This window comes from Congregibacter sp., assembly GCF_965662665.1.
Classification (GTDB): domain Bacteria; phylum Pseudomonadota; class Gammaproteobacteria; order Pseudomonadales; family Halieaceae; genus Congregibacter.
In genome coordinates, this window is record NZ_CBFIIF010000022.1 from 1 (window position 1) to 12,798 (window position 12,798).

Annotated in this window: 10 protein-coding genes; 2 read left to right on the plus strand and 8 right to left on the minus strand. The window is 56.3% G+C overall.

From position 1 onward, the window contains the following. The 6 genes from ACTG39_RS09930 to ACTG39_RS09955 form a co-directional block, all read right to left on the minus strand. A partial coding sequence (locus tag ACTG39_RS09930; protein ID WP_439107391.1) for a hypothetical protein occupies positions 1 to 1,849 on the minus strand: 1,849 nt, incomplete at its 3' end. 43 nt (positions 1,850 to 1,892) lie between these two features. Then, positions 1,893 to 2,954, minus strand: coding sequence for a hypothetical protein (locus tag ACTG39_RS09935; protein WP_439107392.1), 1,062 nt, complete (start codon positions 2,952 to 2,954; stop codon positions 1,893 to 1,895). A gap of 8 nt (positions 2,955 to 2,962) precedes the next feature. Continuing rightward, a complete protein-coding gene (locus ACTG39_RS09940) occupies positions 2,963 to 4,372 on the minus strand; it encodes a hypothetical protein (protein ID WP_439107393.1) in 1,410 nt (469 codons plus the stop codon). After that, positions 4,365 to 5,699 carry a DUF1552 domain-containing protein gene (locus ACTG39_RS09945; RefSeq protein WP_439107394.1) on the minus strand — a complete coding sequence of 445 codons (1,335 nt, stop codon included), beginning with the start codon at positions 5,697 to 5,699 and terminating at the stop codon, positions 4,365 to 4,367. The genes ACTG39_RS09940 and ACTG39_RS09945 overlap by 8 nt, the downstream gene beginning before the upstream one ends. Next, entirely contained in the window at positions 5,696 to 7,462 is a 1,767-nt protein-coding gene (locus tag ACTG39_RS09950) for a DUF1592 domain-containing protein (RefSeq protein WP_439107395.1), read from the minus strand. Before ACTG39_RS09950 ends, ACTG39_RS09945 begins: the two co-directional genes overlap by 4 nt. 107 nt (positions 7,463 to 7,569) lie before the next feature. After that, positions 7,570 to 8,859, minus strand: a complete 1,290-nt coding sequence (locus tag ACTG39_RS09955) for a cytochrome c (RefSeq protein WP_439107396.1) — start codon at positions 8,857 to 8,859, stop codon at positions 7,570 to 7,572. 287 nt (positions 8,860 to 9,146) lie between these two features. Here ACTG39_RS09955 and ACTG39_RS09960 point away from each other — a divergent pair, with 287 nt between their 5' ends. Further along, positions 9,147 to 10,037 carry a creatininase family protein gene (locus ACTG39_RS09960; protein ID WP_439107397.1) on the plus strand — a complete coding sequence of 297 codons (891 nt, stop codon included), beginning with the start codon at positions 9,147 to 9,149 and terminating at the stop codon, positions 10,035 to 10,037. A gap of 8 nt (positions 10,038 to 10,045) precedes the next feature. Here ACTG39_RS09960 and ACTG39_RS09965 read toward each other — a convergent pair whose 3' ends face one another. Continuing rightward, positions 10,046 to 10,759 carry an aspartate/glutamate racemase family protein gene (locus ACTG39_RS09965; protein ID WP_439107398.1) on the minus strand — a complete coding sequence of 238 codons (714 nt, stop codon included), beginning with the start codon at positions 10,757 to 10,759 and terminating at the stop codon, positions 10,046 to 10,048. Between the two features lie 6 nt (positions 10,760 to 10,765). Then, positions 10,766 to 11,773 (minus strand): D-cysteine desulfhydrase, encoded by a 1,008-nt coding sequence (locus tag ACTG39_RS09970; protein ID WP_439107399.1) that lies wholly within the window; start codon positions 11,771 to 11,773, stop codon positions 10,766 to 10,768. Positions 11,774 to 11,892: 119 nt separating this feature from the next. Here ACTG39_RS09970 and ACTG39_RS09975 point away from each other — a divergent pair, with 119 nt between their 5' ends. Continuing rightward, positions 11,893 to 12,798 carry a VOC family protein gene (locus tag ACTG39_RS09975; protein WP_439107400.1) on the plus strand — a complete coding sequence of 302 codons (906 nt, stop codon included), beginning with the start codon at positions 11,893 to 11,895 and terminating at the stop codon, positions 12,796 to 12,798.

Consider the following 12,798-nt stretch of genomic DNA (forward strand, 5'->3'; position numbering starts at 1 on the left):
CCTGGGGTGTGTACAGCGTGTCCCTTGCGTCGATTATGTAGGCAGCGTTGGCTTCCTGCCAGCCCAGCACAACGGCGTTGCTACCCTGAAGCCGCTCGTCACGATGCTTCAGCGCTTCTTCTCTCCACAGCGACAGGTTTTGCGTCCTGATGCGAGCGTCTTGGGCGCTTGCAGTGCTAGTGTCTATGTCTTCCTCAAAGTCTGCAAAAGCGCTGAAGCTCGAGTCCAGAAATTGGTGAACATAGCTCCGCTCAGGGAGCCAGGTGGCCAGTGTCCGAGGGTCTTTCAGATAGGGTAAAAACCCATGGTCATGATGGAGGGAGGATTCCAGAAACGCCGTTATGTAAACCTTTGCAGCCTCTCTTTGTTCTTCGCCTGGCATCATTGGCGCCGTGTTGAGAGTCCAGGCACCGGGGGGAGAGTAATCGTAGCGTCCCCAGCCTGAATTAAACTGGCCGTGGTTAGCTCCGTGCACATAGACGCCCGCTTTGAGGAAGTAGTCTTCTCCGCTGAAGCTGATACGGTTCATTTGGCGCAGCCCGTGATAGGCCGGCTCATCGCTGTCGTAGCTGCCGTGAATGGTAAAGAAGTCGACGTCACGAAGCCTTACGCGGCGGTGGTAGCGCTGATCGACCTGGGCGATAGCAACGAGCGCACGAATGTCAAAACCATAGTCGAAGGCAACGGTGGCGTCGTCGGGAAAGTGACTTAACTCATTAAAGCTGTGGGCGATGGACACGGCTTCGCCCCCGCGGGAGTGACCAATGAGCGCAATGTTCCGCATATCGACCTTTGCGTTAAAGCGGTGCCCGGGGGTGTTGTTCCAGTCTCGCCATAGGCTGAGATGCTCCAGCAGCAACCATCCGCGGGCAGCCATTTCTTTGCCCTGAAAGTCACCGGACCAGCTGCCATTGATGTAGTTTTGATCGACAGAAACAGCGATGAATCCTCGGCTTGCCAGTAGCTCACCCAGATAGGCGTAGCCATCATCCGAGTAGTCTTCCATACCATGATTCCCGTGCACGATGAGCACGAGGGGGAAGGGGCCGGATCCCTCTGGCATCCAGACACGACCATTGAGAGGGGCCTCTTCGAGCCCGAACCCCCAATACTTTTCGCGCATGGCCTTTTTGAAGGATTTCCACTCCGGCAAGAGCTTTCGTGCGTCGACGACACGACTCTCAATATCACGATCGCCGGCAAACTCAGGTCGCCTGAAGTTTTCGCCGGCGCCGTAAGTCAGAGCGGTTACTGTGTAGCTGCCGGGAGCGGCGGGGTTGCCTGCTGCGATGGTAGTTGTAAGGGCCTGGGGCGGCGCTCCGTCATTGGGGTAGGGGTCGCTCCCATCACCCATAAGCTCCCATAGCGTACTCAGGCTGAAAACGATCAGCACAAGACTGATTAGCACTAGTAAGCTCTTTCTGAACACACTCAGCGTGGCGAACAGCCCTCGGCGGCGCAGCGCCACGAGTCCGGCTAACACTGCGACCGCGAGCACCAGTACTGTGAGGGATGGGGCAGACAGAGCGCCCTGACTCAGGTCGAAGCTCGACTCCTGACTATCCAGAATTATTCTGGCGATGCTGGCGGGGCCGTTACTCTTGAGATACCAAAGCGCCAGTACAGCGCCGCCAATACTGCTCAAAGCCATTGTTGGCAGAGTACCAATGCCCTTGGCAATGACGCCGACAACAAGCGACGCTGCCAGGACTACAGCGAGGCCAAGTCCCAAGCCCAGCAAGAACTCCAGAGCGTTACCGAGACCGGTATCCATAAGCGCGACGTTGACAGCACTCATGAGGGCAACCGTGGCGACCGCCGCGGCGGAACTTATAGACCATGTCGACATAAAGGGTTCTCTGCAGTCAGAGGGTTGTGGTTTAAATGGACCCTTACTCTTCGTCCACGATAAACACCTGGCGCATCTTGACGTCCAGAGCGGTGGAGATTGCGGTATTTGCTCCACTTTCAGGGTCGGGGTAGGCATCGGCGAGGCGACGCAGTGCTTTGTAGAGCGAGATCCCGGAGATCTGACCGTTACTCAGGTGATGCGTAGAGTCGTTGCGAATCAACTGGTAGTACCAGGCATCTATGTCTGCATAGCCTGCGATAAGACCCGTGGCGCCCTCGGGCGTGAGTTGCAGTTCAAACTGCATATCCCGAATAATCTGGATCGAGGGTACGCCTAAATTCATCCAGGGAATAATCACTTCGTCTATGGGTACAGTGCTCAATATTCCGTTTTTGATGCTGCCGGCGGTTTGGCGGATAAGGCTCTCACCCCAGCGCCGGTCGATCCGCTGTGATCCTCCAGGTACCACATTGAGTCCTGTGGCGTCAGTGAGTAAGCGATCCATACCCCGAAACAGGGTTATTGTGACAGCCTCATCGTTCTGCAGATCATCGACGTCACTGAGTTTAATCATCATGCGACTGTAATTTTGGTCGAGTATCGCTTTGTTCTGAAAAATATATTCGACGCCGTCGGGACCACGAAAGCCAATGACGCAGCCTACGGCACGGTACACCTGATTATCGATGCCTTTCGTTCCGTCGGGATGCTCAAAGTCTTCTTCGCTATCTTCATTGTCGAGATTGAGTCCCCAGGAATAAGGCCCCTCCACTTCGTAGAAATCGAATCCGTCTGGTTCGGTGTCGGGGAGCCATGTTTGAATTTCTTGACGGAGCTGCGTGTCTTGCACGGTCATCTCCGTGTGATCGGGATACAACTTCGCAAACTGCTCCCGAGGCCCATCGTTAAAGCCAGCGGGGCACTCTTCTTTTGCATCCGGGGTTTGATACACCGCCCAAAAAAGATCGGTCATGGCATAGCTAATGGTGCCATCCTGAAGGGGACTGTCGCGGGTTTCTGCGCTAGCGCTCCCGGTGAGGATGCTGAAACAAACCGCGATTGGAGCAATGATTGCGGACAGGATTTTTTCGGGGCTTCTCATGATTGCTTTCACTGTATGCCCTTCATGTAGTCGTCCCTGATCCAGTAAGCGAGCAAACCATTACGTTTACCTCGCCACTCCCCCGTACCGGCGCCATTGACGTCCCCGGGAACCTTGTCGCCAGCGTAGGTGTAGACGGGACGATCGCGGTACGCCCAGACACGAATGCCCTGGGGGTCTTCACTACTTGCTATACGGCCCGTGGCGGGGTCAAGAGTGATGATGCGCCAGGCACGACTGCTAGCTGTTTCCTCAGCGTCGGCCAGGACATAGGGCCAGTGTTCTGCGCACCGCGCTGCGTCACCGCCGCCACACATTGCCAGTCGGTAGACCTGCGTATCTTTGGGATGATCGCAGGCGAGTTGATCCACAGAGTCATCCCCGCACTGGTAGGTGTAGATGGTTTTTCCTTCCGCGGTCGCCAGTACATAACCGGCGAGGGTTTGTTGCCGGGTAAAGCTGGCGGGCAGGGCGGGAACCCGTTGCGTAAAGACGTTATCCCAGCCGGGCCCATCGCTACCGACCAGACTCCATGGCTCGGGATCCAGTGTGTAGGTATAGAGTGGTGCGCCCCGAAAGACCCACTGTCGCACACCCGGTGAGCGTTCGAGGATTGTCCACTCGCCAAAGTCTTTTGCTAAGGCGGGGGCTAAGGTCGGACGTCGTTCCCTGAGGCATTCATTCACACAGGCAACAGATTCTGCGCTGTCACCCTCGTAGGCATAGACCGCATAATTTTGGTGCGTGGTGAGCATACGACCCAGGCTTGTGGTTTTTACCGCAAAACCCGGTGGTAATTTGGGTGGAGGGCCCGCGGGCACGCGACCGGCCGGCGCATCTCCCTCGCCACTGCCATCCGCGCGACGCTTGCGTCGCGAGCCACCGTAGGTGTCACCCGCTTGGTAGTCTCTGATAGAGGTGTACAGAGGCTGTTCTTTATAGGCCCACTGCCTGGCTCCGTCTCTCCGCAGCACAAGGCTCCAGTCGCCGATCGGTTGCGCATCAGTGTCAGCCAGTACCGGTGGCCAGAGGTCGGTGCAGCTTGGGCGGGTATCCAGATCCGGGAGCTTTACGCCGGGAGGGTAGGGGCTCATCAGCCCCGCGGTGACGGTCACCACCTTGTCGTAGCAGGCAGTCTTACCTGCAGCCTCCCCACTGTAGCCGTTACGCAGCTTCAGCTGTGGCCAGGTGTACAGCGTTCTGCCTTGAGCATCGGCAAACACGGGCCCTTCGAGTTCGGTGGGCTCCACATGAAATCCCGGTGGCATAGGCACTTCGCGAAATGTTTCCTTAACAGCGGGGTAGTTGCGCTGCGCAAGGTCATTGGCAAATGCACCGGCGGCGCTGCCACACACAAGGCTTAGCGCTAGAACGCGCGTTGCCCTGCGTGCTCCGCCAGGACGAGACTGTCTAAGCAAGTATTTCACCGATCGTCTGAGAGGTCGTATTACTCTTGGTTCCCCAGCTCTGAATGTCCAGGCCCATAAGCCGCTGCGCGGTGTAACCCAGACGACATCCCGGGGATCCAGCGCCATCAATATGCAAGCCCGTCTTGAGTCTGCCCCCGGCGTTGCCGGCAGTGAACATGGGTATGCCATCGATGGCGTGCATCTTGGCAAAGGACTGATCGGTCGTGGCATAGATCAATGAATTGTCGAGCAGCGAGCCGTCACCTTCGCGGATATTGGCAAGAGCCTGCACGTAGTAGGCCCATTCTTCCATAGCGCGACGGGTGTACCAGGACACGTTTGGCTGGTAACTGAGCGTATCGTCCACGGCTTCTTCGTGAGTCGCCGTGTGGTGTGGTTTGTCATAGCCGGGTTTGGTGGTGGCCGAAAAAGCCGAGGCGTAGAACATGTTAAAGACACGCGTTTGATCACAGGCAACGGCCATGAGCATGAGGTCCGTCATGATCCGGTGGCGTTTGGATACCAAGTCTGCGTCCAGCCCACTGGGCATGTCCTGAGGAGCGTCAGCAACGATGCAGGCCTCTCGCGGATCGGGCTTGGTGAGTTGTAGATCAAAGCGGCGCTCGAGATCCCGGATCCCCGTGAAGTATTGATCCAGGCGTGCACGATCCTCAGCACCCAAAGACTGATTGAGCTTCTTCGCATCGTCCTGCACCGATGACAGAGCGCTTTTTCTGATCATTAGCTTGGGATCGGGTGTAAAGGTTTCGGCGTTGGGGTTCTGAAAGTCAGCCCCAAACAGTCGTTGGTAGAAGCGCAGGGGAGACCACTCGGGAACGTTGATAGAGTTGCCAGCCTCGTAACTAAAACTGTCACGAACATCACCGGTGGCTGTCGCGCTCAGACTGCGAAAACGCGTCTCGTTACCCAGTTTTCGTGCGATGGAAACATCTATGGTTTCCCCGGGACGATTAGGCCGCGACGTTGGCGCCGTTCCGGAGCGCAGCACAACCCAGCCTGAGTGATGACAGAGGTTTGGCGCGTCATCCTTAAACACATCAAAATTGGTAAAAAGATTAATGTGCTTTTGCACGGGAGCCAGGGCGGCGATCTCCGGCGGAAGGTCGAAGTTTGCGCCGGTTTTTTTAGGCACAAACACGGCTCGATTCATGCCCAGTCCCCAGGACCAGGTGCCAAAGCGCGTGGGTATGGATTCCCCTGAGGCCAGTGCCTTTCCGTTTCCGTCCAAAAACGCGTCGAGGAAGGGCAGTGCGACGCTTACCGCTGCGCCTTGCAGGGTTCCTCGAAGAAACCGACGGCGATTGAGTCGACTCATCGATCTGTACCCCCATAACTTTGTTCGCTGATGTTTTTGCTGTTGTTCGTGATAGAGCTAGCACTCATGTTACTGCTGCTGCCTGCAATAAGACGGGATGAAGCAGTGCTGTCAGTGCTGGCTATGCCCTCTGTAACCGGTGCTGGCCGTCTAATCGAGGAAAAAGCGTCGCTCATACTGAGATCCCTGAGTAGGGCAGGGACACGATGCTCTTGATCCACAAACCGATTTTCAAAGCTTTTAAGAATATCCCGATCGTAACGCAAGGACACCGGGCCGCCCGTTCCGTAGGCATACAAGCGATTGATCAGACAGGCAGATAGCTTGGGGTGATTGCGCATGGCGACGCCAAGGCCTTCGATGTCGTCAAAGTAAACGCCATCCAATTCGCCACTAATGTCCAGGATCGCGCCGTTTTCTGTCTCGCGGTAACCGCCGGCTCCATCGAAGTTCTCGAGGGCAAGGCCCATGGGGTCGGTAATCAAATGGCATCCAGCACAGGATGGGTTGGTGTTATGCACCTTGAGGCGTTCCCGCGCGGTGGATGCATCGCCTGCGTCTTCGAGCTTGGAAAAGTCTACGTTAGGGGGTGGGTCAGGCACATGCTGACAGAGCAGCAGTTCGCGCATGGCTTTGCCGCGCAGTGTCGGTGAGCTTCGCACTGCGTGGGAGTTGGCGGACAGAAAGCTGACGTGGGTCAGCAGTCCCGATCGGTGACTCGCCTCGTCAAACTCATAGGGATTCCAGCCGTTCTCGGCAGGAACGCCGTAGAGCGCCGCCAGAGACATAGACATGAATGTTTTGCGCGTAGTGAAGAGATCGCGATAGTCAGCGCCCTCAACAAGGACGTGATCGATGATGGTCCGCAGCGTTTGCTCTCGGGCATCGGCGAGGGTTTTAGCCGTCACCTTGGGATAAACAACAGGGTCTTTCGCGAGGCTTTCAAAATCGTCAAAGGCCAGCATGTCGTCAAAAAATGCCCGCATACCTACTTCGAGCCTCGGACTGCTCATGAGCCAGTCCACAGCGGCTTCCCGGCCGCTGGAAGTGTGAAGAGCACCGCTTGCTGCGGCATCGAGAAGCGTTGCATCCGGCGCCGAGTTCCATAGAAAGAAGCTCAATCTGGAGCCCAGCGAGTAGGCATCCAGTCGCATCTCTCCAGGCTTGTCGGGGTCCGCTTCTGCCTTGTCGATGACAAACAAGAACTCAGGACTGATAAGAAGTGTTTCCAGTGCCAGCGTTAATCCCTGGTAAAAATCGCCGGTTCTTTCTGCCGCTCCCTGGGCAACCTCCATAAGGTCAGAGAGCCGTTTTTGTTCCAGAGGGCGCCGAAAAAGCATACGGCCCGTCTCTGCGATAAAGGCCCCGGCACAAGCGTCGTCCGGTTCAGACACTGATGTGGGTTCGCAGGGTATAAGGTAGTCCCGATGATTTTGGTCCGTTACCTGAGCCGCTATGGTGGTTGCAGCTTGCTGGATCTGCGAGACCTGATCCGAGGTTAGTCCCACGAATGCGGCTCCCGAGGCGAGAAGGCCATCTTTTCGCGGTAATGGGGGTAATGGAGGGATAACGCTTTCGCTGATATCCGCTCCGAACACATGTGCAATGCTGTTGCTGTACTGGGCGCTGGTTAAGAGTCGCACCCGCATTTCAGACGCGTTGTCTACGGTCTTAATGGATTCTTCGCTACAGGCAGTCAGTAAAGAGGTGCCCATCAGGACAGCCAGGCTCTGGCGAAGAACACCACGCTTAAAAAGGCGCAAAAAGGAGCTTGAAAGTGGGTAAAGCAAACGACGGTGTATCAACTAAGACCCCTCGAGCCAGCGGTGCGACCGAGTATAACACTGGCGCGGACGCTCACGGCTGCGCTCTATTCCCATCGTTGCCGGGCGACCTGATCACTGGTCACTACAGCGCTGCGGTTTTCCCAGGAATGTCGGATAAAAGTAGCGACAGCAGCGACTTCGGCATCGTCCAGAATATATTGAAACTCTTCCATGGGCTCGCGCCATTTTTGCGGTAGATCCGCTTTTGGCGCCTCGGGTCCGTAGAGAATGACGTTGATCATGGAAGCGGGATTCTCCGCCTGTACCACTAGACTACCTTTGTTCAATCGTGGCGCCATCTCGGGATCGCCTTCACCTGTCGGAAGGTGGCAAGTGCCGCAATGCAGGTTGTAGATAGTTCGACCCCTGCCAAGGACGACCGGGTCTGCGTCCGATGTCGCTGGAGGATCTATGGGCGATAGTGTTTTTAGGTACACCGCCATCGACTGGACATCGTCTTCTGAGAGATGTCGTGTGCTGTGAAGAATGACCTCGTTCATGGGGCCAAAGGACTCCAAAAAGTCGTTCCGCGCTGTCTTGAGGTAAGCACCGATATCGTCGGTTGACCAGCTGCCCAAACCTTGTGTTGACGCAGTAAGGTTGGGGGCTGACCACGGCTTGTAGACTCCCGGTGCCACACGATCCTGGTACTCACCACCCGACATATGAGCATGTGTTTTCTCTGCTCCCAGATAGTTGCGGGGCGTGTGGCAGGCACTGCAGTGCGCCAGTGCCTCTACAAGGTACGCACCGCGATTCCACTCGTCAGTTTTTGAGTCATCGAGCTCGTAGGCACCCGGTGTAAAAAACAGTGTTTTCCAAAACGCCATGAGCGGCCGGAGGTTGAAGGGGAATGTGACCTTGTTGTCCGCGTTAAGGCGCTCTACGGCCGGTATGCTTTGCAGGTAGGCGTAGAGCGCAGCGACGTCATCATTACTAACTTTGGTAAAGGCGGTGTAGGGAAACACTGGATAGAGATGCTCCCCACCCGGGCGAAGCCCGTGACGCATGGAGTTCAAAAGATCCCAGTCGCTCCAGCTGCCTATACCCGTAGTTTTATCCGGAGTGATGTTAGTCGAGTAAATAGTTCCGAAAGGAGTTTCGAATGCCAGGCCACCTGCCATGTACTCCCCATCCGCCGCCGTATGACAGCTGGCGCAATTGCCCGCGAGCGCCAGATATTTACCGCGTTGAACGAGTTCGGCGTTGTTCAGGGTCTCACTCACGAGTGGCCCGTCGCCGGACTCGCTCCTGTCCGGCAATAGAACAACCGCAAACATCACCACTAGGGCGGTGAGAGTGAGTAAAACAATAACGCGGGGCAGACTCGTCAAATGACCAACTCATTTCGGGGCTAGGGTGTTGTAAAAGCATATCGTTGCTGCGATGCAGGCCAGCGCAGAATAAGCGCCAGAGTTATCGCGAGGTCGCCATTACCGGTGAACGCCGCAATTCTGTCAAGTCCCCGTCGCTTCAACCCACTATGTGTAACACAAAGTGTCTGCTGGCAGGTCAGCTTATACCCCTTTTAAACTAGTGTTTTCCTGATCCAATCGCGGGTTGCGCGTCATTACCGACGATAGGATAGACTCGTACTCTTCAATTCAGATGGAGACTAGGAATGCCGCGACGTTTTGTATTGTCCGCGCTCTTTGCATCACTGTGCTGCGCTGCCAACCTTACACAGGCGCAAAGTCCCGGGGGGGAGGGTGAAGATGCCGACGCTCTGCTGGCTGCCAAGCTCGTTAGCGAAAGTCCCATTAAGGCCAGGCAGTCCTACTGGTTAGAGGAGTTAACCTGGATAGAAGTTCGTGATCTTGTAGCGGCAGGACACAGCACGGTGATTATTCCCACGGGGGGCGTAGAAGAGAACGGCCCTTATCTGGCGACGGGAAAACACAATCTCATTTTAGAAGCCGCTTGCCCGGCGATAGCTAGTCGTCTGGCAAATGCGCTCTGCGCACCTATCGTAAAGTTTGTCCCTGAGGGGGATATTGATCCGCCGACTCGCGCCATGCGATTTCCGGGCACCATCAGTCTCAGTGCAGCCACTTATGAGGCTTTGTTGACCGATATCGCCAGCAGCCTCAAGCAATCGGGCTTCAGCGATATCGTGATGATCGGGGATAGTGGTGGCAACCAACGGGGTATGGAAGCCGTGGCCGCTCGGTTAAACGAGCGTTGGGCGGGTTCTTCCACACGTCTCCACTTTGTCAGGGAATTTTACGACCCCGGGTGGGAGGCAACAGAAAACTACACGCGGGAGGTGCTGGGCGTCTCTGAAAGCCGAAAAGATGGATATCACGATGATATCTGGGTGACGGCGATGATGATGGTGACGGATCCGGCGCAAGTGCGGTTTGAAGAACGCGTCGCTGCAGACCTGGCATCCATCAATGGTGTACCGATAACGCCTCTGGAAGACACTGTGGCGCTTGGGAAGCAAATGATCGACTTCCGTGCGCAGCTAACGGCAGACGCCATTAGCCAAAGAATTAAGTCCGCGCGCTGATTTGAGCGCTAGGGCGCAGTCTTACCCGCTGCGCGGAGAACCACTTCCTTAGCCAGTAGATCGGCGGCATCGTAGGAGGGTAGATCCGTGTGCAGATGCTGCGCGACCACCGACAGTTCAGTGCAGGCAATTACGAGGCAGTCGACCCCGTCGTGTTCCAAGGCATCGGCGCAATTTTGTAATGCGGCGTAGCCTACCAAATCGCCAGCATTCGCTTTAATGGCAAGAATCAAAGCCATCAGCGCTGACTGCTGCGCCGGCATCGGGTAACAAACCTCCATCCCCCGTGCGTGCAGGCTCGGTTCGTAAAGCTGAATTTGCGAGAGCGCCGATGATGCGAGAAGCCCTACGCGTTTGGCGTTGGGTTGCTCCCGGGAGATGTGCGTTGCGACCAGCTCCAAAATGTTGAGAAACGGTACGTCGACCGCAGCCTCAAGCTCCGCATAAAAGTGATGTGCGGTGTTACACGGCATGGCGAGAAAATCTGCTCCCTGAGCAGCCAGTTGTTGGGCCATGGCGATTAACACGGGAGCGGGGCTGGGCCCGGTTTTCTCAATAAGGGCTTTCAGGCGCGAGGGCACTTTGGGGTTGTTGTCCACCAGCATGCGAACATGGTCGCTGTCGTCTGACGCGGGAGTCGCGGCGACGATGCGCTGCATGAGATCAACGGTGGCCGCTGGTCCCATACCGCCCAAAATGCCTACTGTTTTCGCGTCACCCACGACTGATCAGGACGCTTGGTACTTAAAAGCGTCGCGATAGGCGAAAAGTGCCTGACTGCCGCCCGTGTGAATGAAGACGATGTTTTGGTCTTTCTCGAAGTGGCCCTTGCGAACAAGATCTATCAGCCCGGCAGCGCCCTTACCCGAATATACGGGATCCAGAAGAATGCTCTCTGTGCGCGCAAAGAGTTCTATGGCCTCGATGGTTCCCACTGTGGGGATTCCGTAGCCTTCGCCGACGTAGTCGCAGTTGGCCTGCACATGTTCGCGCTGGATGGCATTGGGTATCCCCAAAAGCTCAGCGGTGCTCTGCGCAAGTTTAAACACGTTTTCTTCCTGCAATGGTTTGGGCGCGCGAACGCCAATTCCCAGCACAGGAACCTGGCTATTACTTCCGGCAAAGCCTGCAACAAGGCCAGCCTGAGTGCCCGCACTTCCGGTACCGTGAGTCACCAAGTCCATACGCAGGCCTGCACAGTCAGCCTGATAAAGCAGCTCCATGGCGCAGTGCACATAGCCCAGGGCGCCCACAGGATTTGAGCCGCCGCCGGGAATAATGTAAGGCTTTTTGCCTTCGCCTTTGAGTTTTTCGGCGAGAGTGTCCATGGCCGCGTTCATGTCGGTTCCGCCGGCAACCCGGCTCAGAGAGGCTTCGAAGAGTTCGTTCAGAAAAACGTTGCCGTTGTAGTTGTAATCATCGACGGTGCTGCCGGTTCTGTCTTCCAGAATGACTTCGCAATGCATGCCCATTTTTGTCGCGATGGCCGCTGTTTGCCGCGCGTGGTTGGACTGTGTTGCCCCTTGGGTAATGATTGTGTCGGCACCTTGCTGCTCTGCGTCGGCCATGAGAAATTCAAGCTTGCGGGTTTTGTTGCCACCTCCCGCTAGTCCTGTGCAGTCATCCCGCTTAATCCAGATGTTGGGCCCGCCCAGCGCGCGAGACAGGTTTGTCAGGGGCTCTAGCGGCGTCGGTAGATGGGCAAAGTGGAGGCGCGGAAAACGGGCTAAGTGCATGCGGTTGCCTTATGGTGGTGGTTATCAGGGGACGCAAGGGTACCTAAACAGTGAGTCTTCGGCTATTCCGCTGCGCTCCACGCTATAATACCGCCCATTATTATTGTGAGAGTGTTCCTGTGCAGCGATTAATAACTTTGGGTTTGGGCCTGTTTCTGGCCGCTTGCTCTTCTGTTCAGTACAACCTGCCCGTGGTGAGCAGCGATACCGATGGCAGCCGCCGATCGGGTAAGTTTATTTGGCATGATCTGATTTCGGATGACCCGAGGGGCTCAGAGGCATTCTACGGCAGCCTGTTTGGCTGGGAGTTTCAGTCTCTCGAATTGTTGGGCGCCAACTACTGGATTATCAGCCTGAATGGTCAGCCCATTGGCGGCATGGTGGAGCAGGCCGGTATTGCCGCTGAGCGAGACATATCTCAATGGATGTCAGTGATGTCGGTAGCAGACGCTGAGCAGGCCATGGCTCAGGTAAGTTCTGCCGGAGGTCATGTGTTGCGCGAACCGGTGTCCATTGGCGACCGCGGCACAATTGCGGTGTTTGCCGATGCCCAGGGTGCGCACTTCGCGACATTGACTACAGCTTCGGGTGACCCCTTGGATACAGATGCGCTCCCGGACGAAGGCGCGTTTTTATGGCACGAGTTGTGGACCTCTGATGTTTCCCAAGCCACAAGTTTTTACGCGGAGCTTGGTGACCTTGATGCCCAAGCGCTGGAAGTAACTTCTGCAGACGGCGACTCTGTTGATTTTCGGGTTCTGCGCGGTAACAAGCTGACTCGGGCGGGTATTCGGAGTCTGCCGGAGCCGGACATGCCGACGATGTGGATGCCTTACCTCAGAGTGACGTCTCTCGATCGGCTCGAAACACTGTTGTTACAAGTGCCGGAGCTTGGAGGAGAAGTACTGGTGCCAGCCGTACCGCGTCCCTCGGGGGGCTTTGTTTCAATTATCGCCGGCCCGTCGGGTGCGCCTGTTGCCCTGCAAACCTGGGGTGATGATCAGCCCCTGATAGAGGATTTATAG

Coding starts and splice junctions, on each gene's coding strand:
- ACTG39_RS09935 (WP_439107392.1), bottom strand. CDS start 2,954: ATGAGAAGCCCCGAAAAAATCCTGTCCGCAATCATTGCTCCAATCGCG.
- ACTG39_RS09960 (WP_439107397.1), top strand. CDS start 9,147: ATGCCGCGACGTTTTGTATTGTCCGCGCTCTTTGCATCACTGTGCTGC.
- ACTG39_RS09970 (WP_439107399.1), bottom strand. CDS start 11,773: ATGCACTTAGCCCGTTTTCCGCGCCTCCACTTTGCCCATCTACCGACG.
- ACTG39_RS09945 (WP_439107394.1), bottom strand. CDS start 5,699: ATGAGTCGACTCAATCGCCGTCGGTTTCTTCGAGGAACCCTGCAAGGC.